This window comes from Bradyrhizobium sp. BRP20, from assembly GCF_020194215.1.
GTDB lineage: Bacteria > Pseudomonadota > Alphaproteobacteria > Rhizobiales > Xanthobacteraceae > Bradyrhizobium > Bradyrhizobium yuanmingense.
This window is the reverse complement of the sequence record NZ_JADYVY010000001.1, coordinates 363,334-385,037: the sequence shown is the minus strand read 5'-3', so window position 1 is coordinate 385,037 and position 21,704 is coordinate 363,334. Positions and strand designations below refer to the sequence as shown.

21 protein-coding genes and 1 tRNA gene are annotated in these 21,704 nt (G+C 64.3%); 12 read left to right on the top strand and 10 right to left on the bottom strand.

What is annotated here, in order from left to right; genetic code table 11:
• Positions 1–96: 96 nt before the first annotated feature.
• A complete protein-coding gene (locus I6F33_RS01860) occupies positions 97–345 on the top strand; it encodes a hypothetical protein (RefSeq protein WP_028138614.1) in 249 nt (82 codons plus the stop codon).
• 56 nt (positions 346–401) lie between these two features.
• On the opposite strand, the gene I6F33_RS01855 is transcribed toward I6F33_RS01860, so the two are convergent.
• From I6F33_RS01855 to I6F33_RS01845, 3 genes are all read right to left on the bottom strand, one after another.
• The gene (locus I6F33_RS01855) at positions 402–1,349 is read right to left on the bottom strand and encodes a fatty acid desaturase (protein ID WP_225111540.1); all 948 of its coding nucleotides are present in this window, start codon (positions 1,347–1,349) and stop codon (positions 402–404) included.
• Positions 1,350–1,364: 15 nt separating this feature from the next.
• Entirely contained in the window at positions 1,365–2,381 is a 1,017-nt protein-coding gene (locus I6F33_RS01850; protein WP_225140849.1) for an alpha/beta fold hydrolase, read from the bottom strand.
• 160 nt (positions 2,382–2,541) lie between these two features.
• A complete protein-coding gene (locus I6F33_RS01845) occupies positions 2,542–3,345 on the bottom strand; it encodes an MBL fold metallo-hydrolase (RefSeq protein ID WP_225140847.1) in 804 nt (267 codons plus the stop codon).
• Positions 3,346–3,524: 179 nt separating this feature from the next.
• On the opposite strand from I6F33_RS01845, the gene I6F33_RS01840 reads away from it, so the two are divergent.
• Positions 3,525–4,724: an MFS transporter gene (locus I6F33_RS01840; RefSeq protein ID WP_225140845.1), complete on the top strand. Its 1,200-nt coding sequence runs from the start codon at positions 3,525–3,527 to the stop codon at positions 4,722–4,724.
• Between the two features lie 203 nt (positions 4,725–4,927).
• A complete protein-coding gene (locus I6F33_RS01835; RefSeq protein WP_057028309.1) occupies positions 4,928–5,878 on the top strand; it encodes an AraC family transcriptional regulator in 951 nt (316 codons plus the stop codon).
• A gap of 35 nt (positions 5,879–5,913) precedes the next feature.
• Here I6F33_RS01835 and I6F33_RS01830 read toward each other — a convergent pair whose 3' ends face one another.
• Complete coding sequence (locus tag I6F33_RS01830) at positions 5,914–7,527, bottom strand: acyl-CoA synthetase (RefSeq protein ID WP_225140843.1); 1,614 nt, start codon at positions 7,525–7,527, stop codon at positions 5,914–5,916.
• A 502-nt stretch (positions 7,528–8,029) separates the two neighbouring features.
• Between I6F33_RS01830 and I6F33_RS01825 the strand changes: the two genes are divergently transcribed.
• Entirely contained in the window at positions 8,030–8,566 is a 537-nt protein-coding gene (locus I6F33_RS01825) for a RidA family protein (protein ID WP_225140841.1), read from the top strand.
• Positions 8,567–8,806: 240 nt separating this feature from the next.
• Here I6F33_RS01825 and I6F33_RS01820 read toward each other — a convergent pair whose 3' ends face one another.
• Together I6F33_RS01820 and I6F33_RS01815 are read right to left on the bottom strand one after the other, a co-directional pair.
• On the bottom strand, positions 8,807–10,033 hold the full coding sequence (locus tag I6F33_RS01820; RefSeq protein ID WP_225139415.1) for an ABC transporter substrate-binding protein: 1,227 nt from the start codon (positions 10,031–10,033) through the stop codon (positions 8,807–8,809).
• Positions 10,034–10,086: 53 nt separating this feature from the next.
• Entirely contained in the window at positions 10,087–10,872 is a 786-nt protein-coding gene (locus I6F33_RS01815) for a DJ-1/PfpI family protein (protein ID WP_225140840.1), read from the bottom strand.
• A gap of 25 nt (positions 10,873–10,897) precedes the next feature.
• On the opposite strand from I6F33_RS01815, the gene I6F33_RS01810 reads away from it, so the two are divergent.
• Complete coding sequence (locus I6F33_RS01810; protein ID WP_225140838.1) at positions 10,898–11,875, top strand: GlxA family transcriptional regulator; 978 nt, start codon at positions 10,898–10,900, stop codon at positions 11,873–11,875.
• Between the two features lie 74 nt (positions 11,876–11,949).
• Here I6F33_RS01810 and I6F33_RS01805 read toward each other — a convergent pair whose 3' ends face one another.
• Together I6F33_RS01805 and I6F33_RS01800 are read right to left on the bottom strand one after the other, a co-directional pair.
• A complete protein-coding gene (locus I6F33_RS01805; RefSeq protein WP_225140837.1) occupies positions 11,950–12,726 on the bottom strand; it encodes a cyclase family protein in 777 nt (258 codons plus the stop codon).
• A 72-nt stretch (positions 12,727–12,798) separates the two neighbouring features.
• On the bottom strand, positions 12,799–13,788 hold the full coding sequence (locus I6F33_RS01800) for a fumarylacetoacetate hydrolase family protein (protein ID WP_225126623.1): 990 nt from the start codon (positions 13,786–13,788) through the stop codon (positions 12,799–12,801).
• Between the two features lie 113 nt (positions 13,789–13,901).
• On the opposite strand from I6F33_RS01800, the gene I6F33_RS01795 reads away from it, so the two are divergent.
• Genes I6F33_RS01795 through I6F33_RS01775 form a run of 5 tightly spaced genes read left to right on the top strand, consistent with a single transcriptional unit; the run spans position 13,902 to position 17,867 of the window.
• Positions 13,902–14,822 (top strand): ABC transporter substrate-binding protein, encoded by a 921-nt coding sequence (locus I6F33_RS01795; RefSeq protein WP_311735344.1) that lies wholly within the window; start codon positions 13,902–13,904, stop codon positions 14,820–14,822.
• A gap of 12 nt (positions 14,823–14,834) precedes the next feature.
• Positions 14,835–15,539, top strand: a complete 705-nt coding sequence (locus tag I6F33_RS01790) for a GntR family transcriptional regulator (protein WP_225135322.1) — start codon at positions 14,835–14,837, stop codon at positions 15,537–15,539.
• On the top strand, positions 15,536–16,342 hold the full coding sequence (locus I6F33_RS01785) for an ABC transporter ATP-binding protein (protein WP_225140836.1): 807 nt from the start codon (positions 15,536–15,538) through the stop codon (positions 16,340–16,342). Before I6F33_RS01790 ends, I6F33_RS01785 begins: the two co-directional genes overlap by 4 nt.
• Positions 16,339–17,103 (top strand): ABC transporter permease, encoded by a 765-nt coding sequence (locus I6F33_RS01780; protein ID WP_225140835.1) that lies wholly within the window; start codon positions 16,339–16,341, stop codon positions 17,101–17,103. Before I6F33_RS01785 ends, I6F33_RS01780 begins: the two co-directional genes overlap by 4 nt.
• Entirely contained in the window at positions 17,100–17,867 is a 768-nt protein-coding gene (locus I6F33_RS01775) for an ABC transporter permease (RefSeq protein WP_036020975.1), read from the top strand. The genes I6F33_RS01780 and I6F33_RS01775 overlap by 4 nt, the downstream gene beginning before the upstream one ends.
• A 78-nt stretch (positions 17,868–17,945) precedes the next feature.
• Here the strand turns inward: I6F33_RS01775 and I6F33_RS01770 are convergent.
• Positions 17,946–18,022, bottom strand: a tRNA-Met gene (locus I6F33_RS01770).
• 389 nt (positions 18,023–18,411) lie between these two features.
• Between I6F33_RS01770 and I6F33_RS01765 the strand changes: the two genes are divergently transcribed.
• A complete protein-coding gene (locus tag I6F33_RS01765; RefSeq protein ID WP_225140834.1) occupies positions 18,412–20,010 on the top strand; it encodes a GMC family oxidoreductase in 1,599 nt (532 codons plus the stop codon).
• Between the two features lie 188 nt (positions 20,011–20,198).
• Here the strand turns inward: I6F33_RS01765 and I6F33_RS01760 are convergent, their stop codons facing one another.
• A complete protein-coding gene (locus tag I6F33_RS01760; protein ID WP_225140833.1) occupies positions 20,199–20,960 on the bottom strand; it encodes an SDR family oxidoreductase in 762 nt (253 codons plus the stop codon).
• A 122-nt stretch (positions 20,961–21,082) separates the two neighbouring features.
• On the opposite strand from I6F33_RS01760, the gene I6F33_RS01755 reads away from it, so the two are divergent.
• Positions 21,083–21,595, top strand: a complete 513-nt coding sequence (locus I6F33_RS01755; protein ID WP_036021099.1) for a CvpA family protein — start codon at positions 21,083–21,085, stop codon at positions 21,593–21,595.
• Positions 21,596–21,704 lie beyond the last annotated feature (109 nt).

Here is a 21,704-nt window from a genome sequence, read left to right as displayed (position 1 = left end):
CACGATTCTTCCCGCTTGCCATGAACGCGATCGCGTCTCGTCTCGACGGAAATGCAGGGACGCAACAATGGCCCTAGCGCCGAATGGAGAATGAAGATGTTTCGTAAGCTTGCACTTGGTCTGATCGCCGCCGGCTCGCTCGGCGTTGCCGCTCTCGCCCCCACCGCGGCCTCGGCCGGCGGCTTCCATCACCATCATGGTCATCACCACTGGGGTCCCGGCTGGGGCTTTGGCGGTATCTACCTCAACACCGGCGTCAGCAATTGCTATCAGGAGCGCCTGGTCCGGACCCGTCACGGCCTGCGCGTGCGCGTCGTGAACGTCTGCGCCTACGGGATCTACTGATATCTCGATATCACGACAAAGCTCCGGTCGCATCGCGGCCGGAGTTTTGCGTTGAGCTAGCCGGCCTGCCGCTGCCGGCGAAACCAGGCCCAGGTCTCGCGCGTCGTTCTGATGTAGCCGCGGCCGCGATGGACGATCTCGCCGTCGACGATCGCGTTCAGCTTCGGCAGGGCGTGAAAGGGGATCGAGGGATAAGCGTGGTGCTCGACATGATACGGCATGTTCCACGCGAACCATTTGACGATAGCACCGGTGTAAGTCGTGCGGGTGTTCTGAAAGGCGCTGCGGGTGCGGTCGCAACCGGTATGCTCGGCGTAGAGATAGGGCCGCAGGAAGAACTGCCCGATCACGAGCGGCACGATCCAGACCCAGAGCAGCAGCGCTGAAGAGAACCACAGCGACAGCGCGAGCAGCAGGGCGTAGAGCGCGACATAGGCGCGCGCCTCGGCAACGATGGTGCTGCGCTTGCTCTCGGGAATCCATGGCACGACGACCTTGCCGGTGATCGCGTGGCCGAGCATCAGCCGCAGACGGCCGGCGACCTGGAGCAGGCCGCTATAGGCGAGCGCAAGCTGGGTGTCGGACGTCGGCTTCACGCCAACGATCAGCTCGGGATCCCTTTCCGGGTCCTGCGTGAAGCGATGATGGTCCCAGTGAAACAGACAATAATATTCGTAAGGCAGCCCGATGATGAACGCCGAGAGATAGCCGACGCCGAGATTGAGGCCCCGGCTCCTGAATGCCGTCTTGTGCGCGGTCTCGTGCACCGCCATGAACAGGAAGGCAACGACATAGCCCTGCACCACCATCAGCGGCAGCGCCCAGAGCGCGCCCCAGCTCGACGAAACCGTCCAGATCAGCACGCCCACCAGCACAATCACGCTGTAATGGCCGAGGCTCTGCACCGCACCTCTGATGTTGGAGCGAACCGACAATTCGCGCAGCGTGGTGGGCGTCAGGGGCTTCAGGCGATGGCCGGCGTCCGGAATGGTTGCGTCGCTCATGGTCGGTTGCGTGCCCTACTTGCGGAGAAGCTCGGCGATCTCGGCCTTGATGAAGGCCTGGTCGCGGGGATTGTTGATGGGATTGCCGGCGCGATGGCCATGCAGCGACGGGATCGGATGCAGCACCGCCGATCTCGCGTTGACGAGCTTGCCGAGCTCGTCCTCGTTGTCGTGCACGTCGAAATAACGGTCGGTCGCGCCCGGCATCAGCAGCATGTGGGCCTTGATCGCGGCCAGCGCGCGATCGAGATCGCCGGCGAATGCTGCACAGCGACTGATGTCGCCACGCTGCCAGATGCCGATCTGCGCCAGAAGATCGTTGGCATCGCGCCGCGCGAAGGTCGCATCCCAGGCGCGGACGAGATAATCCTCGAGTGAAGTGAAGCCGGCCTCGCGCCAGAGCTCGTCGCGGTAGAAGCCGTGCGACATCGCCCAGCCGGCATAGACGCGTCCCATGGCGCGGTAGCCGGCGACGGGTTTTTCGAGGAAAAGGCCATCGCGGAAGGCGGGATCGGCCGTGAGCGCGGCCTTCACGCTTTCAAGGAAGACGTAGTTGTAGGGTGCGCAGCGGGCGCTGCCGCAGACGACCGCGACGCGCTCGACCATGTCCGGATGCAGCGCCGACCAGTGATAGACCTGCATGCCGCCCATCGACCAGCCATAGACCAGCGCGAGCTTCGAGATGCCAAAGCGCTCGGTGAGCAGCCGGTGCTGGACCGCGACGGCATCGTGATAGCTCACTTCCGGGAAAGGCGCGGGCGTGTTCGAGGGCGACGACGACAGGCCGTTGCCGAACAGGTTCGGGATGATGATGAAGTAGTGCGTGGGATCGAGCACGCCGTCGGGCCCGATCAGCCATTCAATGTCGGTGTGCTGGGCGCTGAACGAGGTCGGATAGAGGATGACGTTGTCTTTGGCCGGGCTCAGCGTGCCGTAGGTCTTGTAGGCGAGCTTCAGCGCGGGAAACACGGACCCGGATTGGAGCGTGACGTCGCCAGCGTCGAAGATGTCGTAGTCGCGCTGCGCCGTCATGCACTCAGCTCCCGCTCACGGAGGCCGCTAGACCTCACCGGCTTCTTCGATGCATCGATCATGCCGACCCCCGCAGATGCGCCGTTTGCGGCCGGTCTTATAATGTACTTATAGTACACTAATTAGAGGCCGGCAAGATAAATCCGGTCCGCAACCCGGCTCAGGCGATGGCCGCGAGATAGCGCGCGACCGACGCAGCAAACGCCGCCTTGGCACCGCTGGCGATGTTGCGGCCCCACCAGGCGCCGTAGATCCGATCGAAGGCGAACGGCTCGACGGCTGACGCAATCCGCCGCACCGCGGCGGCGTTGAGCGGCATGTAGTTCGGATAGGAATACATGAAGCTGACGAAGCGCCGGTCCATCGTCACCTGCGCGATATCTCCCGTGAGCAGCGCGCCCTTGCCGTCCGCACCACGCGCATAATGCAGCACGGTGGCGCCGGCGAAGTGGCCTCCGGTGCGCAGCAGCAGCACGTCGCCGGAGACGCGATGGCTGTCGCCGGTCCAGTGCACGATCGCCGGATAAGGCCGCGTGACGAAGGCGCGATCGTCGGCATGCAGATAGACCGGCACGCCGCCGAACCTGTCGCTCCAGTCGGCGGCCGCGCCATAATAATGCGGATGCGAGATCGCAATGGCCTTGAGACCGCCGAGTGCTGTGATGTGATGGATGGCCTCGTCGCTCGCGAGTGGAATGCAGTCCCACATTACGCAGCCGCCGCCGTCGGGCACCAGCAGCGCTCGCTGCCCGATGGCAAAGCTCGGCTCCATGCCGATCCCGGTCAGGCCGAGATCGTCGCGCCCCACCAGTCGGTGCTTGCGCGCGAGCTCCTCGCGCGTGAGGAAAGCTTGACCGTCCCAGCCGACGAACTGGCGCTCGTCCTCGCAGATCGGACAGGCCGCAGGGGGTTTTCCGCTATCCGGGAATTGAGCGCCGCAGGTTGCGCAGGTCCAGAGGGGCATCGCGCTGATCCATCATGATCCAGTCTTGCAAGACATGACGTCGCACTCGCCGGATCGCAAGAGCAACCGGAACCAACGGGTTGAGAGCAGGTTAAGTTCTGGTCCGCCCGGGCACCCGCCCGCCGAGTCCGCATCATGCGAGATCCGATTCGATCGGCAGCATCAAGTTCAGCGTCTCGATGACATCTCGCCCTTCAACGTCTCGCATCTGGCCCCTGTTCGCGCTCAATTTCTTCATGGCCGACATGCAGTCGGGCATCGGGCCGTTCGTCGGGGTCTTCCTTCAGGAACGCGGCTGGGCGACCGGCCTGATCGGCACGGCAATGACGATCGGCAACGTCGCGGGCATGCTGGTCACGACTCCGATCGGCGGCTTCATCGATTCCAGCCGCAACAAGCGGCTGTGGGTGATCATTCCCGGCATCTGCGTTGTCTCGGCGTCCGCAATCATCCTGATCTCGCAAAACTTCTGGGCGGTGACGTTCTCGCAAGTGGCGCAATCGCTGGCGAGCGCCGCAATCGTGCCGGCCGTCACGGGCATCACGCTCGGCATCGCCAAGCAGAAGGGCTTCAATGCGCTCAACGGCCGCAACCAGGCGTACAACCACGCCGGCAACATGGTCGGAGCCGCGCTCTCAGGCTATCTCGGCTACAAGTATGGCTATTTTGCCGTGTTCGCGCTGGCGGCCCTGTTCGGCGCCATCGCGATCGCTTGCGTGCTGATGATTCCAGCCAAGGCGATCGACGATCGCGCCGCGCGCGGCAGCAAGGAGGACGATTCCAAGGCGCCGCCGGATGCGATGACGATGCTGCTGAAGCACAAGGCGTTGCTCGTGCTTGCTCTCGCCCTCGCGCTGTTCCACCTCGGCAATGCCGCGATCGTGCCGCTGTACGGACTTGCCGCGGTCGCCGAGGGACAGGCCAACGGCCCGAGCTTCGTCGCAACCACCGTGGTGATCGCACAGGGCGTGATGATCGTCACGTCGCTGATCGCGATGAAGGCCGCGAGCAAGCGCAATTACTGGCCGGTGATCCTGGTGTCTTTCATGTTCTTGCCGGTCCGCGGCGTGCTCGCCTTCTTCGTCACGGGATGGTGGGGCGTCGTGCCGATGCAGGTGCTCGACGGCATCGGCACCGGACTGCAAACGGTCGCCGTCCCCGGCATGGTCGCGCGCTCGCTCAACGGCACCGGCCGCATCAATCTCGGCCAGGGCGCCGTGATCACCGTGCAGGGCGTCGGCGCGAGCCTCAGCCCGGCTCTCGGCGGCTGGATCGCGCAATGGATCGGCTATGGGCCAACCTTCCTGCTGCTCGGCGGCTTTGGCCTGGCGTCGATCGCGCTTTGGCTGGCCTTCAGTGCGGCGGTGAAGAAGTATTGAGCGACAGCGCCGTATGGCGGTCGCGGCGCAACGTGCCCGCCTTCGATCTGCCCAATAAGCAGGCTGCGGCACCTGGTCGCTGGCTCAGCGCGTAGGCGCGAGTGGTTTTTTGCGCAATCTGGCGCTTTTCCAGTTGCCGCATCCCCGGCGCGCCGACGAAAGTGCGGACCGCAATGAATCGGCAATTGGCGTTCCGGCGATCGATGACCCAGCCGCAGCTCTCATTCGATGGCGACCCGAACGGTGCGGCCTATGAGCAATGGCGCGAGCAGTTCTGTCGTCAGGTGGCAAACGTCGATTTCGTGCCGGTGGGCGAAGGACGAGTTCACCGTGTCATTGCGCCGGCCATTCTTCCCCGCCTCAGGCTCTCGGCCTCGTTCGGCACCCCCATGTCTTTCGTGTCATTGGGGACGAACGACGAATTGATCATTACGATGTCGCCCAATTCGGCGCTGAGCGGGGCCATGGGAAGACGCCCGCTGGAGATCGCCGCCGGCGACATCACGATCGGCGACCCCTCGATCAAGGGTGCATGCATCACCCAGATCGCGCACGGCAATTTCCAGACTGCACTGTTGCCCCGCAAGGCCCTGCTGCGCGCCTGCCCGAATGCCGAGGACCTGATCGCGCGGTCGATCTCCGGCGCCAACCCGATCACATCGATGTTCCTGCGATATTACGACCTCGCGCACGCGCACGCGGACAAGCTCGCGCCGGCGGAGCTCGATGCGGTCTCGCAGCACCTGTTCGACCTCGCCGTCCTGATGCTCGGCGCACGCGGCGATGCCGCCGAAGAGGCTCAATTGCGCGGCCTTGCGGCGGCGCGCTTCGAAGCGCTCAAGTCCGACATCCTGGCGCAGCTGGACAGCCCCGCATTGTCGCTGTCCGACCTTGCAGCCACGCACCGCATCAGCGCGCGCACGATCCAGTTACTGTTCGAGAAGGCCGGCATCACCTATAGCGGCTTCGTGCTGGAGCAACGATTGCTGCGCGCCGAACGACTGCTGCGAAATCCTGCGATGCGCAGCCGCAAGATCATCGAGATCGCGCACCTCGCCGGATTTCACGACGTCTCTTACTTCCATCGCGCGTTTCGCCGCCGTTTCGGAGCGACGCCCGACGACGTCAGGAAGCTGGCTGGCGAGGCCGAATAGGCGAGTTCGGCGCGACGGCGCCGGAACGGCGCCTGCTACGTCCCAAAGCTCTTCTGCACCGCCTTGTCGAGCGTCTCGCCGCCGACGAAGCGCTGGCGCAGCTCGCGCTTGAGCAGCTTGCCGCTCGGATTCTTCGGCAGGGCGTCCACGAAGATCACGCGCTTGGGCACCTTGAAGTGGGCCATATGGCCGGCGCAATGTCTGATGACGGTTTCTTCGTCGAGCTTTGCCCCGGTCTTGACCACGACGATGGCGGTCACCGCCTCGATCCAGCGCGGATCGGGCAGGCCGACGACCGCGACTTCGGAGACCTCTGGAATGCGATAGACCATCTCCTCGACCTCGCGGCTCGCGACGTTCTCGCCGCCGGTCTTGATCATATCCTTGACGCGGTCGACCACGGTGATGTGGCCTTCCTCGTCGACCGTGGCGAGATCGCCGGAATGAAACCAGCCGCCGGTGAATGCCGCCGCGGTCTTGACCGGATCGTTGTAATAGCCGGAGAGCAGATGCGGCGAGCGATGCACGATCTCGCCGACTTCGCCGACCTTGACATCCTCCATCGCCGTGTTGACGACGCGCGTCTCGACGTTGAGCACGGGCTTGCCGGCGGAGCCGGCCTTGCGGAGCTGATCCTCCGGCCGGAGCACGGTCGCGAGCGGCGCGATCTCGGTCTGGCCGTAGAAATTCCAGAACTTTACGGCCGGCAGCCGGCGCTGCAGTTCGAGCAGCACCTCCACCGGCATGATCGAGGCGCCGTAATACCCCTTCTGCAACGTCGACAGGTCGGTCTTGTCGAAGTTCGGCGAGCGCAGCATCGCGATCCAGATCGTCGGCGGCGCGAAGAATGAGGTGATCCTGTGCGCCTGGATCAGCGCCAGGATGTTGTCGGCGGTCGGCTTGCCCGTGATCACGCCGGAGGCGCCGAGATAGACCTGCGGACCCAGGAACACATCCAGCTGCGCACAATGATAGAGCGGCAGAGCGTGCAGGAACTTGTCGTCCACGCTCATGCCGCCATCGATGATGCAGCTGACATACTGCCACATCACGGCTTCATGGGTCAGCATCGCGCCCTTGGGCAGCGATTCCGTGCCCGAGGTGTAGACGATCTGCGCGAGATCGCGGCTATCGACCGAGGCGTCCAGGAACGACCCGTCGGGATGCAATAGATCATCGAAGGTGGTGAGGTCGGCAGGCGCCGCGGCCGGATCCTCGCCCGGCAGCCAGATCATCTTCTCGACCGCGCAATCCTTCGCGCTCGCCGCGCGTGCCGGCCCGACGAAATCGGGACCGGTCGCGAGCAGCCTTGCGCCGGAGCTCTTCAGGATGAAATTGATCTCGTCCGGATTGAGCATGAAGTTGATCGGCACCAGCACCGCGCCGATCCGCGCCGCCGCGAAGCGTAGCGCCGCAAAGGCGTGCGAGTTGCGCGAGAGCACGGCGAGGCGGTCGCCCTTCCCGACGCCGAGGCCGAGCAGGCCGCGGCCGAGCCGGTTGCAGATCGCATCCATCTCGGCAAAGCTCCAGCCGATATCGCCGCAGCTCACCGCGAGCTTGTTCGGCTCGCGGCCTGCGGAGCGGCGCAGGAGATCGCCGATGGAATGCTCGCGCGCTTTCGAGATGGTGGCTGCAATGTCGCCGGTCATTTCTTCCCCGTGGAATTTTCGCTCGGCACAAAGGCCGCGCTCGTTCGTGTTCCGCGGAGCGTAGTCAGCGCTGTCAGCGGCGTCAAATAGCGCGCGCAGATCAAAACTCGCGAAAACAACCCCATGCACAGTAGACGGTGGTTGCAAGATCAATGGGTTAGGTGGGGAGTGGGATCGGGCACGATTTCAGAGCCAAAAAGGCCGACGGATCGTGGTTTGACTCGCCCGTCCGGCTCGCCCAAGCGCGCCAAGGAGAATTGGCCGCGATCGTTGCCGCCATTCCGAATGACGTCTCCCGTGATTTGCTTCGTCGGGCAAAACAGGAGCATAGTGGCATCATCGCAGAAGGTCGGACAGGCCGGGGTCTGGCTGCGCCTTTCGCCGGCGAGCGAGTTGCGGTCGAGGCTCGTTAGGGCTTTGCTTTCTCCGACGTTGGCCGATGCACAGTCGGAGTTGGTGCAGTCCAACACTGTCACCGTCATTCGCCTCTTGATCAAGTTAATTGATTGCCTTCGACAAAAGAGAGCCTACCCGGCCGGCGTGCGTTTCGCCGCTTGCTGGCTTTCTGCTCTACTACTGGTGGCGCCGCCGACTGGCGCTCTGGCCAAGGGAAGCGTTCATGAGTCGATCGGTGCATGTTCCTGTCGGAACTTTCGATAGTCTGCGCTACGGCTTTGCGCAGGTTGCGACTGTCCCCACACCGTTTGGCGACGTTGTGTATGTGTCCGGCCAGGTTGCTTGGGACGCAGAACAGAACGTCGTTGGCGCTGGCGACATCGGCCGTCAACTCAGCAAGAGCTTAGAAAACCTTAGCGTTGCGCTGGGATCGGTCGGTGCGAAACTCGATCAGGTGGGTGCGTTGCGGCTCTACATCAAGCAGAGTCACCTCCACGAAGGCAAAGCCATCAGCAGCGCCCTCAAGGCGGCGTTCGGCGACAATCCGCCGTGTACGACCTGGATTGGAGTGCCAAGCCTTGCCAGAGATGAGTTCCTCATCGAGGTGGAGCCTTCTGCGGTTTTCCTGGCGCGAAACGGGTGATTGCAGCTCTGGGTGATGCTCGACCAACCGTCCGTGGCAGGAGCATTGCGTTCGGCGTAAGGAATTACGGAGGCGGTGCACTACTCCCGCACGCCGCGCTGTCTGGAGCGCTGGTTCGGGTCAATTTTGTGCACTGGACTCCACCCTTCAGGGGTGCGGTCCAGCACCGTCACCGTAATGCGCGCCGACCAAGCCCGCGATCACGATTATCCATCAGATCGCGGGTTTGGCACTCCAACCTCAATTGCCCCGCTTGACCAGCGGGCATTCGCTGTCAGCCAGCGAAGCGTAGACTTCGCCGCTTGGGATTTTCTCGAGCACGTTATAGTACTCCCAGGGCGCCTTGACCTCGGACGGATCCTTCACCTGTACCAGGTAGAAGTCGTGCACGAGCTTGCCGTCCTCGCGCAACCTCGCGCCGCGTGCGTAGAAGTCGTCGACGGGCGTCGCGCGCATCTTCTCCAGCACTGGATCAGTTGCATCCGTGCCTACGGCAGCGACTGCTTTCAGATAGTGGCTGACGCCGGAATAGACCGCGGCTTGCGGTGCCGTGGGCATGGCGCTGCGAAGCTTGAAGAAGCGCTGGCCGAACGCCCTGCTCTCGTCATCCAACGCCCAGTACCATGCCGTCAGCGTGGTCAGGCCCTTGGCGGTTTTCGGGCCCATCGCATGAACATCGGTGTCGAACATCAGTTCGGCCACCGGCTTCTGGCTTCCCGTGTTCATGCCGAACTCGTTCCATTGCTTCATCAGATTGACGAGCTGGTCGCCGGCATTGGCGAAGGCGACCGCCTTGGCGCCCGAGGCCTTCGCCTGCAGGATGAACGAGCTGTAGTCCGCGTTGCCGATCGGGTGATACACCGCGCCGAGCGACTTGCCGCCGGCCGCCGCCAGCACGCGCTGCGATTCCGACACCATGTTCTTGCCGAACGCGTAGTCGGCCGCGATGAAGAACCAGGTGTCGTAACCCTGGCTGACCAGGGTGCGGATCGGTCCCGATACCAGATTGTAGGAATCGTGCAGCCAGGCCAGGCCGTTTCGCGAACATTGCTTGCCCGTCAGTTCGGTGGTCGCCACCGCCGAATAGACCGCAATCTTGTTCTTGTCGCGCGCCAGCGACTGGATCGCCAGCCCCACGGCCGAATTGGACACGTCCGCGACCATGTCGACGCCGTCGACGTCGAACCATTTGCGGACAATGCCGACTCCGATATCGGGCTTGTTCTGGTGATCGGCGGCCAAAATCTCGACCTTGATCGACGGCACCAACTTCTGAAAATCTTCCGCCGCCATCTTGGCTGCCGTGACGGAGCCCGATCCCGACAGATCCGACAATGGCCCGGTCTGGTCATTGATGATGCCGATCCGCACCACGCCACCGGAGAGTTCGGCGGCGCGAGTGGCCGGAAAAGATGCGATGAAAGTACCAACGACGAGAAGGGTAGCGATGCGGCCGTGCCAGTTCATGCGAACACCTTTCTAACAGCGTCTGTTGCTTTCCTCCCTGTTTGCGAACGAGCTTAAGCCGCCGTTGCTTTCGCCTTCAGTTTAGATACCGCCTTTTGCACCGCGGCTGCGCGCTTTTGCAGCCAAGGTTCGGCCTCGCGGCGCATGCGGGATATCAGCTCACGCGGCGCATTCTGCACGGTGATATCGAACGGCGGCTGCGGCTGATATTCCAGCATCAGTTGGAGGTTCTTTGCGACGTCTTCGCCGCAGAGTTCGGCGGCAACCTGAAAACCGAAATCGATACCGGCAGTGACACCGCCGCCGGAGATGCGGTTGCGGTCGACCACGACGCGTTCGTCGACAGCGATGGCGCCAAAGGCAGCAAGCTGGTCGCTCATCAGCCAATGGCAGGCTGACCTGTATCCATCGATGAGGCCCGCTGCGCCGAGGATCAGACAGCCGGCGCAAACCGAGGTGATGTATCGCGCCGATCCACCCTTGTTGCGAACGAAGTCAATCACCTCGTCATCGTCCATGGTGGCAACCTGTCCCGGGCCGCCGCCGATACAGAACACGTCCAGATCCGGGCAGTCGGCAAAGGTCGTGGTTGGCAGCAGCGGCAGGCCGACGTCGCTGACGACGGGCTCGAGGCGCTTCCACAGCAGGTGCATGCGGACGTTCGGCAGACGGGCAAAAACTTCGAATGGTCCGGTGACGTCCAGTTGCGTCATCCCGGGATAGTACAGAATTCCGATCTCGATCCGCTTGCCGCACATGGAGCCCTCCTCCGTTGGATAACCCATGTTGACAGCGGAGGGCCTTTGCCGAAATGTCATAACACACGCAATTCCTGCCAAGCCTTCCCTACTCAAGGCGCTGCTAATGGCCCGTTCCGCCCCCCGCCGCGTGGTCTTCGTCCTTTTCGACGACTGTCTGCTGCTCGACTTTGCCGGACCGCTACAGGCCTTCGAACTGGCCTGCGAAACGTCGAAAGCGGGGCGCGCGCCCTATGTCTGGCAGATCTGCTCGTTGAAAGGCGGGTCGGTCAAAACCTCGTCCGGTCTGGAGGTGATGACGACCGCTCTCGCTGACTGCGACCACAAGAACATCGACACCCTCATGGTGGGTGGCGGTCCCGGCGTCCACCGCGCCGCTGCAGAAGCCGCGCTGGTCGATTGGTTTCGCCTGGCAGCGCCGAAGGCAAGGCGCGTCTGCTCCGTCTGCACCGGCACATTCATCCTGGCTGCGGCCGGGCTGCTGCGCGGGCGGCGCGCGGTCACCCATTGGGGTTCCTGTGACCTGCTGCGCGCAAAGCATCCCGACGTTTCGGTTCAGGTCGATCCGGTCTTCGTGCATGACGGCGGCATCTGGACATCGGCAGGCGTGACGGCCGGCATCGATCTGGCGCTCACGCTGCTGGAAGACGATCTCGGCCATCGCGAGGCCATGCGCATCGCGCGCCGCCTCGTCGTTTTCCTCAAGCGGCCCGGCGGGCAGGCGCAATTCAGCGTGCCGCTGTCAATGCAGGCCTCGGAAGACCGGGCTTTCGAAACAATTTCGAGCTGGATGCAGGAAAATCTCGGCCGCGATTTGCGTGTCGAAAGTCTCGCCGAACGAGCGGGTATGAGCCCGCGCACCTTCGCGCGCGTGTTTCGCCAGAAGACCGGCCGCACCCCTGCCAAGGCGGTGGAAGAGCTTCGCGTCGAGGCTGCCCGGCGCGCGCTGGAAGAGTCCGCCTCCCCTATCAAGGAAATCGCCGCGCGCGCAGGCTTTCAGAGCGAGGAGCATCTACGCCGCGCGTTCCGCCGCCGCCTGAACGTGCTGCCGCATGACTACCGGGTTCGATTCCATCAAGGGTAGAGCCAACAAGCGACGGGCGGGGTGGCTCGACCTTTTGACGCCATGGGCGCCCAACGCGGGCTCCAGAACCTAGTCTACCCCTCCAAGATCGCGACCGCCCGCGTCCATCCGGCCGAGGCTCGCTCGATCTTCACGGGGAAGCATGACACCTTGAAGCCGGTTGGCGGCAGCTGTTCGAGATTGTGCAGCTTCTCGAGATGACAATAGCCGATATGGCGTCCGGCCTTGTGGCCTTCCCAGATCAGGCTGGCGTCTTTCGTCTCGGCATATTTCTTCGCGGTGTGAACGAACGGCGCGTCCCAACTCCAGCCGTCGGTGCCGGTCAGGCGCACGCCACGCTCGAGCAGGTACATGGTTGCCTCATAGCCCATGCCGCAGCCCGAGGTGACGTAGTCGTGCCGGCCATATTTGGCGCCGGCGCTGGTGTTGACCACGACGATCTCGAGCGGCCTCAGCTCGTGGCCGATGCGCTTGAGCTCGGCCTCGACGTCCTTGGCCGTCGCGACATAGCCGTCCGGCAAGTGCCGGAAGTCGAGCTTCACGCCGGGCTGGAAGCACCATTCCAGCGGCACCTCGTCGATGGTCCAGGACCGCTCGCCGCGATTCATGGTCGGGTGAAAATGCCAGGGCGCATCGAGATGCGTGCCGTTGTGGGTGGAGAGGCTGACCTGCTCCACCGCCCAGCCCTGGCCATCAGGCAGATCCTCGGCCTTCAGTCCATCGAAGAACTGCAGCATGCGCGGCAGGCCCTGCTGATGATTGATGTACTGGATCGTCGGATGATTGCCAGGCGGGTCGGCCGGCACGTCGTTCTGGAGGGGGACGGAGATGTCGATCAGCTTGCTCGTCATGGCGCTTCCTCGTTGATTGTTCTCGTTGGCGGCAGTCAGGCGTCGCTTCAAGCGCGCCTTCAGACGCCCCCTTCAGGTTTCTTGCCGCTCGACGCGATTCTTCAAAATGCCGATCTTCTCGACCTCGAGCTCGATCGTATCGCCATGCTCGAGAAACCAGCCGAGCTCGAGGCCGCAGCCATTGCCGACCGTGCCGGAGCCGATGAATTCACCGGGCATCAGCGTCTCGTCCTGGGAGACGTGCGCGATGATCTCCTCGAACGAAAACAGCATGCCCTCACTCACGCCTTTCGAGCGGGTCTCGCCGTTGACGCGCGCTTCCATCTTCAGCTTGTAGGGATCACCGATCTCGTCCGGTGTCACGATCCAGGGCCCCATCACGTTGCCGCCGTCAAAACTCTTGCCCTTGGCAGGGCCGAGCCGTCCCTCCATCTCGATGCGCTGGGCGTCGCGCGCGGAGAAATCATTGAAGATGGTGTAGCCGAAGATGTGATCCTTGGCTTTCGCGGCGGAAATGTTCGCGCCCTTGTTCTTGGTGATGATCCCGAATTCGAGCTCGTAGTCCATCACCTTGCTGTAGCGCGGCCATTTCACTGTGGTGTTGGTGCCGCGGACGCTGAAGCGGTTGGTGATGTAGAAGATCGGCTGCTTGCGATAGACCTCGGGCAATTCGCCGAGCGGCTCGGCGTCGATGCGCGCCAACTCTGCCATGTCGCCCTTGGCACGCGCGGCGAGCTTCAGCTGCCCGCGCGGCGCCTGCAGGATGTGCAGGGGAAACGACATGCCGTCGCGCATTTGCCTGGGCTCCGGCACCGGCGCGAGGATGTCGACGGCGCTGACCGCCGCCGACAGCGTCGCGTCCTGGCCGTGCTTGTCCAGCAGAGCCCGGGCCCGATCCAGCGCACGGGGCCCGGCGTCGATCAGCGCCAGCATCGAGCCGAAGGCCGGATCGGCCCCGCCGTCCCGTGCGGCCGCGGCAACGAGGTCGAACACCTGGCTGTCATTGCTGTGGACGGCTCCGATCTTCTCCTGACCGGCCGATCTGAATGTTGCGAGCTTCACCTTGGGCACCCCTTGTCATCGTTTCGAATATATGATCAGATAAAATATCGATAAACAAGAACGAAAAATATAAAATGAGGAGGAGCGCAGTGGGGCGAACGCAGATCACAGCGATGTTGGCAGGTCTCGTGTTGGGGATGTCTGCTGGCTTGACGGCACCCGCGCTGGCGCAGGCCAAGATCCAGATCGGCTGCACCGCGACCTCCGACTGCGCCTCGGCCATGGTCGCGGTCGACGAAGGCATCTTCAAAAAGCACGGGCTGGAGGTCGAGATGACGCCGATCGCGATCAACTCCAACATCCCGGCGGCGATCCTGTCGAATTCGATTCAGGTCGGCGGCCCCACCTCCACCGTCTTCTTGCAAGCCGTGGACGGCGGCCTCGACCTCGTCGCGATCGCCGGCGCCTCGGTCATGAACCCGACCTCCAACACCGCGATCGCGGCCTTCGTCCGCAACGGCATCACCATCAAGGATCCCAAGGATTTCATCGGCAAGAAGGTCGGCGCGCCCGGCCTGAACGCCTTCCTGCACGTACTCTTCGTGAAATGGCTGGTCGAGAAAGGCGTCGATCCCAAAAGCGTCAATTTCGTCGAGGTCACCTTCCCGACCATGGCCGACATCATCAAATCAGGCGGCGTCGATGCGGTGCTCACGGCCGAACCGTTCGTCACGCGCATGAGCAATGCGGGGCTCGGCTCGGTTGGCGCGCGGTACGGCGCCGAGCTCGGCCGCACCGATCCGATCATCTTCTATGCCGCATCGCGCGACTGGGCGGAGAAGAATGTGGCCACCGTGAAGAAGTTTCGCGAGGCCGTCGCGGAGGCCGCCGCGATCGTCAACAGCGACCGCGAGAAGGCCTCGGCCTCGATCGCCAAGTTCACCAAGCAGCCGCTCGATCTCGTCAAGGCGACGCCGCCGAACCAGTCCGAGCCGAACCTCAAGCCGCAAAACCTCAGCTGGTGGATCGAGGTGATGTCGTCGCAGAAGATGCTGCAATCGAAGCTCGACACCGCGAAACTGGTGCTGAACTAAGGGATATCGACGATGCCAGCTCCCGAGCGCACTCTCGAACGCCTGCCGACGGAAGCCGGCACCTTGAGCGAGCGTGCCGCAAACCTCATCGAGCAGGACATCCTGGCGGGAGATCTCGCACCGGGATCGCGGCTGGGCATCCTCGACCTCGTGCAACGTTACGATATCGGCGCCACGCCCCTGCGCGAAGGCCTTTCGCGGTTGATGTCGCGCGGCCTCATCGTCGGCATCGGCCAGCGCGGCTTCCGCGTCGCCGAGGTCAGCCGCGAGGATCTCGCCGACATCACCTGCATGCGGACGGCGGTCGAGATCGAGGCGGTCAAGCTCGCCATCCTCCACGGCGATGCTGCCTGGGAGGCCGGCATCATCAGCGCGCTGCATCAGATGCGCCGACACATCGAGCGCACCGGCGACGAATTCCGCGAGGGCGCGGCGGAGTTCGACCGGCTGCACAAGGGCTTCCACACCGCGCTGCTCGCCGCCTGCGGCTCGCGGCGCATGCTGGCCGCCCACTCCGACCTCTACGACCAGGCCTACCGCTACCGCCGCGTGATGATGGGCGCCATCGACAGCGGCGAGAGATTCATCCGCAGTCACCAGATGCTCGCCGACCTCGTGCTCGCCCGCGACGTGGCCGCCGCGCAAAAAATGCTGGCGGCGCATCTGCACTCGACCATCGATTTCGTCTATCCGCAGGCGGGCGGGGAACAATCATGAGCGTCGTTGCAAGGCTCATTGAGGCGCGCGCCGCGCGGCGGCAGAAACCGCTGATCGCGTTCAATGCCGCGACGCTGCGGCTCGGCGGCAAGACCATCATCGAGAATCTCGATCTTCAGGTGCGGCCGGGCGAATTCCTCTGCATCGTCGGCGCCTCCGGCTGCGGCAAGACCACGGCGCTGCGGCTCGCCGCAGGTCTCTATCGCCCCACGAGCGGCGCGGTGACGTTTGAGGGCGAGCCGATCACCGAGCCGCGGCGTGAGGTCGCGATCGTGTTCCAGGATTACGGCAAGGCGCTGTTGCCGTGGCGGACCGCGGCCGGAAACATCTCGCTGGCGCTGGAAGCCTCGCGTGTGCCGGCGCGCGAACGCGGCGCGCGCATCGAGGCGCTGCTGCGCAAGGTCGGACTGCCCGGCCATGCCGACAAATATCCGGCCGAAATGTCCGGGGGCATGCAGCAGCGCCTGCAGATCGCGCGCTGCCTTGCGCAGGAGCCGACCACCCTGCTGATGGACGAGCCGTTCGGCGCGCTGGATGCGATGACGCGGCAGGGCTTGCAGGACGAGGTCCTGTCGCTGACGCAGGCGAGCGAGACCACCGTGATCTTCGTGACCCACGATCTCGACGAGGCGATCTATCTCGGCGACCGCGTCATCGGCCTCTTGCCGCATCCGGGCCGGATCGGGATCGAGCTCGACGTCGACCTGCCGCGTCCGCGCGACCAGCTCGCCACCCGCGAGCATCCGGAATTCCTGCGGCTGCGCCGGCAATTGTTCGACTTCATCAAGGCGACCGAGCATTGAGCCTCGATCGCACCAAGCCCTTGCTGCTGCCGCTGGCGCTGGTGCTGGCGTTTGAGCTCTGGGCGCGCCTCACCCATCTGCAAAGCGACAGCCTGGCGCCGCCGAGCGCAATCCTCGCGGCGCTGGCCACGGCGCTCGCCGATCTCTCGATCCCGATCGCGACCCGCGACACGCTGTTCGCTGCCTTCGCGGGTCTTTCCATCGGCAGCGCCATCGGGCTTGCGCTCGGCATCGCCTTCGGCATTTCGCGTCCGCTCGACCGGCTGATGGAGGTGACGGTCGAGGCGATCCGCCCGATTCCCTCGATCGCGCTGCTGCCGATTGCGTTGATCGCGCTCGGCTTCGGCTACCGGATGGAGATCGTGATCGTGGCGTTCGCCTGCGTCTGGCCGATGCTGATCATGACCCGCAGCGCGGTGCGTAGCATCGAGCCGCGATTGATGGAAGTGTCGCGGGCCTTGCGGCTGAGCGCGCCGCAACGGATCGCGAAGATCGTGATCCCGGCCGCACTGCCGCGGATCTTTGTCGCCTTCCGCCTGTCGGCCGGGATCGCCCTGATCGTCGCGGTCACCGTCGAGATCGCCATCAACCCGATCGGCTTGGGTGCCGGCATCATGCTGGCACAGCAGGCCCTGCGCGCCGACCTGATGCTCGCCTATCTCGTCTGGATCGGCGCGATCGGCTACGCGCTGAACATGCTGTTGATCGCCGCCCAGCGCCGTCTGTTCGGCCGCGCCGCGCTCGCCGGAGACCATCCATGAAGCGCACCGCGATCCTCTGGCGTTTGGCAAGCGCCCTCGTCGCAGCCGGCTTCATCGCGGCGTGGCAACTCGTCGCCAATCTGAAGCTAGTGTCGCCGGTGTTCCTGCCCGGTCCGGACCGCGCCTGGGCCGCTTTGGTGCGCGGCTTTTCCAGCGGCGATCTCGCGGGCAAGCTCATCGGCACGCTGGAGCACATGGCCTATGGCTGGTTCGCCGCCTCGATCGCCGGCATTGCGCTTGGCGCGCTGATCGGTTCGTCCCGGATGATGCGCGCCTATGTCGCGCCGTCGCTGGAATTTTTGCGGCCCCTGCCGGTCTCGGCGATCATCCCGGTCGCGATCGCGATGCTCGGGCTGACGCAAGGCATGGCGCTGTTCGTGATCGCCTTCGGCGCGATCTGGCCGATCATGCTCGCCACCATCCACGGCTTTGCCGCCGTCGAGCCGCGGCTCTATGAGGTCGCCCGCTCGCTGCAGATGTCGCGCACCGCAATCATCGCCAAGATCGCCCTGCCCTCGGCATTGCCGGATATTCTCGCGGGCATGCGGCTCAGCCTGACGGTTGCGCTGATCCTCTCGGTGGTCTGCGAGATCCTGGCCGGCCTCGACGGCCTTGGTCACTGGGTGCTGCTCTCGGCACGCGCGTTCCGGTCCGCCGACCTCTTCGCCGGCGTCATCCTGCTCGGTGCGACCGGATATTTGACGTCGATTGCGATGTCACTGGTCGAGCAGCGGCTACTCGCCTGGCAGACCGCGGCGAGGTAGCGCGGCGATCCCATCGCCAAACAAAAACGGCCCGCATCAAGCGGGCCGTTGTCGTCTCGGATCCGGTCAATCCGAATTTGGTTGCGGGGATAGGATTTGAACCTATGACCTTCAGGTTATGAGCCTGACGAGCTACCGGGCTGCTCCACCCCGCGTTAAACCTTTGCGCGCCTTCGGTTAAATCCTGGGGACGGTCGGTTGAGGGCCGGCGCTGGCCGCGCTGGCTTTTCGCTTCCGTCCCAAAGGCTTCCTTGGAAGGCGACCCGAGGGGCAATGCCCGTCGGGTGCGGGGGGTATGTATCAAGGCGGACTGCCTTTGGAAAGGGCTGCGGGAACGTTTTTTTTTCGACTTTGTGACAGGGGAATGGACGAGTTTCCGCGCCGTTCCGCGCGCTCTTGCCAGAAGTTCCACAAACGGCCAGCCTGCGGCAACAAGATTAAGGCCGAAAACGCCGGGGTGCCGTTCCGGGAGGCGAAGCGAACCTCGAGATTCCGGGTTCGCGCTTCGCGCGCCCCAGAATGACGGTAAACGGGGGAAACAACATTGACCGACACATTCGATTTCGTCGTCGTGGGCGCGGGCTCGGGCGGCTGCACCATTGCGGGGCGGCTGTCGGAGGATCCAGGGACATCCGTCGCGCTGCTCGATGCGGGGGGACGGAACGACACCTGGCGGATCACGACGCCATTCGGGCTCGCGTTGCCCTATGCCGCGGCCAATTGGGCCTTCGATACGGTGCCGCAGAAGGGCTTGAACGGCCGCATCGGCTATCAACCGCGCGGCAAGGGCCTCGGTGGGTCCTCGGCGATCAACGCCATGGTCTATATCCGCGGCCACAAATGGGATTACGACCATTGGGCCGCGCTCGGCAATTCCGGCTGGTCGTATGCGGACGTGCTGCCCTACTTCAAGCGCTCGGAAGACAACGCCGATTTCGACGGCGAATATCACGGCAAGGGCGGACCGCTGCATGTCAACCGGCTGCGCTCGGACAATCCGATTCACGACATCTTCCATCAGGCCGCACGCGAGGCGCAGTTCCGGATCCGCGAGGACTTCAATGCCGAGGACCATGAAGGGCTCGGCAGCTACCAGGTGACGCAGCGGGGCGGCGAGCGCTGGAGCGCGGCGCGGGCTTATGTGGCTCCTCATCTCGGCAAGCGGCCGAATCTGCGGGTCGAGACGGGAGCGCAGGCAACGAAGATCCTGTTCGAAGCAGGGCGCGCCGTCGGCATCGAATATGTGCAGGGCGGGCAGACAAGGCAGCTGCGCGCCCGCCGCGAGGTGATCCTCGCCGCCGGCGCCTTCCAGTCGCCGCAGCTATTGATGCTGTCGGGCATTGGCGATGGTGATGCGCTTGCCGCCCACGGCATCGACGTCGTGCATCACCTGCCGGGCGTCGGGCGCAATCTGCAGGACCATCCGGACTTCGTGTTCGTCTACGCCTCCGACTATCCGCACTTCGTTCACGCCTCGATCAGTCGGTTGCCATCCCTGCTGCGCGGTATCCAGCGATATCGCCGCGAGCGGCGCGGCGTGATGACCACCAATTTCGCCGAATGCGGCGGCTTCCTGAAAACCCGGCCTGATCTCGGCGTGCCTGATATCCAGCTCCACTTCGTCATCGCGATGCTCGACGATCACGGCCGCAAGAAGCACAAGGAGGCGGGCTTCTCATGCCATTTCTGTCTGCTCAGGCCGAAGAGCCGCGGCAGCATTTGGCTGAAAAGCGCCGATCCGCTCGCAACGCCGATGATCGACCCGAACTTTCTGGGCGAGGCGGAGGATCTCGAGGCGATGGTCGCCGGCTTCAAGACGACGCGGCGACTGATGGAGACGCCTGCGATGCGGGCGCTGCAGAAGAAGGACATGTTCACATCCGACGTGAAGACGGACGAGGACATCCGCGCCATTCTGCGCGCGCGTGTCGACACCGTCTATCACCCCGTCGGCACCTGTAAGATGGGCACCGACGCGATGGCCGTGGTCGATCCGGCGTTGAAGGTGCATGGCATCGGAGGATTGCGCGTCGTCGACGCCTCGATCATGCCGACGCTGGTCGGCGGCAACACCAATGCGCCGACCATCATGATCGGGGAGAAGGCAGCGGATATGATCCGGGGGGAGATGCGGGCGAGTTAGGCGACGGTGTCGCGTCATATGCCGCTGTCGTCCCGGACAAGCGTAAGCGCCGATCCGGGACCCATAACCACAGGGAGAAGTCGTGCCGCGAGATGGCAACTCCGAGTCTTCGGCAAACCACGTCCTGTGGTTATGGGTCCCGGATCGGCGCGCGCTTGGGGCGCGCTTGTCCGGGACGACAGTTGGGCTCAATTCAGCAGGAACCCGCCGTCCACGGTCACCACGCTGCCCGTCATGTAGCGCGACGCATTCGACGCCAGCAGCAGAATCGCGCCGTCGAGATCGGACTCGGCGCCGACGCGGCGTTGCGGGATGCGCTTGGCGAGGCGCTCGCCTGCCGGCGTCGACCAGAAGGCGTGGTTCATCTCGGTGTCGATATAGCCGGGCGCGAGCGCGTTGATGCGGATGTTCTGGCCGGCGAGCTCGAGCGCCATCGCTCTCGTCGCCTGGATGATGCCGGCCTTGGAGATCGCGTAAGGCGAGAGCGCCTTCAAGACGCCGGTGCCGAGCACGGAGGCGATGTTGACGATGTTGCCCGGCTGCTTGCGCGCGATCATGCGCCGCGCCACTTCGGTTGCGAGGAAATAGGCGCCTTTGAGATTGGCACCGATCACGGCGTCCCAATCCGCCTCGGTCTGCTCGGTCGCGAGCTTCTCGATGGCGATGCCGGCATTGTTGATCAGCACGGTGACGGGGCCGAGCGCGGCCTCGGCGGCATCGACCGCCCTGGCGATCGAGGCGGTGTCGGTGACGTCGAGCGCGACCGCCGCGGCGCGGCCGCCCTTGCCGCGAATCTCCTCTTCCAGGCCCTTCAATTTGTCGGCCTGCCGCGCGGCGAGCGCCACGGCCGCACCATGCGCCGCCAGCACCCGGGCAAATTGCCGGCCGAGCCCCTGGCTCGCACCCGTGACGAGGATGGTTTCTTTACTGACGTCGAATAGGTCTGACATGACGCGTTCCTTGGACGGTTCCTTTAAGCTTTGGAGCCACCAATACAGACGATTTTAGCGATCTGAAACCGGAATGATCGGCTCGGCGTTTCATTCGTTCCGTCGAGGCAGGGCTTTCGCGCATGAACAGTTTCGATCTCGCCGTCTATGCCGCGCTGGCAGTCGCGGTCGGCTTGGGGTTCAGGACCGGGCTGCTGCGCAGCGCCATGACCATCCTCGCCTATCTGCTCGCCGCGCCGATCGCGGTGGCGCTGATGCCGCTGATCGCACCGCAGATCGCCGGCAATCCGAACTCGCCGCTGCTGCAGAACTGGATCTGGTTCTTCGCCATCTTCGTGGTCGTCGGCATGCTGTTCGGCCACATCGGCCGCATCGCGCTGAACGACACGATCGGCGAGGCCGGCCTCGGCGACCGGCTCGGCGGCGCGGCGCTCGGCGCCGTCAGGGTCGGCCTCGTCGCCACCACCTTGGTGCTGGTGTTCGATCAGATCGTGCCGACGAACCGCCAGCCGCCCTTCCTCGCCGGCTCGCATCTGCGGCCGCTGTTCTCGACCGCGGGCCAGATGGGCTTCAAGTCGCTGCCGCCGGAGGCTGCCGCCGCAATCGACCGCCTCAAGCAGGAGCGGCGGATCTAGTCCAGATCATGCCCGCGCATTTGCATCGCCGCAGCGCACGCCATGCATTTTGGTGCGGGCCGATCCCTTATCAGCGGCATCACAGTTGGCTAATGTAGCCGCCGTCCAA

Excerpts from the sequence above, each read along its gene's own strand:
- I6F33_RS01860 (WP_028138614.1), top strand. The coding sequence starts at position 97 with ATGTTTCGTAAGCTTGCACTTGGTCTGATCGCCGCCGGCTCGCTCGGC.
- I6F33_RS01855 (WP_225111540.1), bottom strand. The coding sequence starts at position 1,349 with ATGAGCGACGCAACCATTCCGGACGCCGGCCATCGCCTGAAGCCCCTG.
- I6F33_RS01850 (WP_225140849.1), bottom strand. The coding sequence starts at position 2,381 with ATGACGGCGCAGCGCGACTACGACATCTTCGACGCTGGCGACGTCACG.
- I6F33_RS01845 (WP_225140847.1), bottom strand. The coding sequence starts at position 3,345 with ATGCCCCTCTGGACCTGCGCAACCTGCGGCGCTCAATTCCCGGATAGC.
- I6F33_RS01840 (WP_225140845.1), top strand. The coding sequence starts at position 3,525 with ATGACATCTCGCCCTTCAACGTCTCGCATCTGGCCCCTGTTCGCGCTC.
- I6F33_RS01835 (WP_057028309.1), top strand. The coding sequence starts at position 4,928 with ATGACCCAGCCGCAGCTCTCATTCGATGGCGACCCGAACGGTGCGGCC.
- I6F33_RS01830 (WP_225140843.1), bottom strand. The coding sequence starts at position 7,527 with ATGACCGGCGACATTGCAGCCACCATCTCGAAAGCGCGCGAGCATTCC.
- I6F33_RS01820 (WP_225139415.1), bottom strand. The coding sequence starts at position 10,033 with ATGAACTGGCACGGCCGCATCGCTACCCTTCTCGTCGTTGGTACTTTC.
- I6F33_RS01810 (WP_225140838.1), top strand. The coding sequence starts at position 10,898 with ATGGCCCGTTCCGCCCCCCGCCGCGTGGTCTTCGTCCTTTTCGACGAC.
- I6F33_RS01805 (WP_225140837.1), bottom strand. The coding sequence starts at position 12,726 with ATGACGAGCAAGCTGATCGACATCTCCGTCCCCCTCCAGAACGACGTG.
- I6F33_RS01795 (WP_311735344.1), top strand. The coding sequence starts at position 13,902 with ATGTTGGCAGGTCTCGTGTTGGGGATGTCTGCTGGCTTGACGGCACCC.
- I6F33_RS01790 (WP_225135322.1), top strand. The coding sequence starts at position 14,835 with ATGCCAGCTCCCGAGCGCACTCTCGAACGCCTGCCGACGGAAGCCGGC.
- I6F33_RS01785 (WP_225140836.1), top strand. The coding sequence starts at position 15,536 with ATGAGCGTCGTTGCAAGGCTCATTGAGGCGCGCGCCGCGCGGCGGCAG.
- I6F33_RS01775 (WP_036020975.1), top strand. The coding sequence starts at position 17,100 with ATGAAGCGCACCGCGATCCTCTGGCGTTTGGCAAGCGCCCTCGTCGCA.
- I6F33_RS01760 (WP_225140833.1), bottom strand. The coding sequence starts at position 20,960 with ATGTCAGACCTATTCGACGTCAGTAAAGAAACCATCCTCGTCACGGGT.
- I6F33_RS01755 (WP_036021099.1), top strand. The coding sequence starts at position 21,083 with ATGAACAGTTTCGATCTCGCCGTCTATGCCGCGCTGGCAGTCGCGGTC.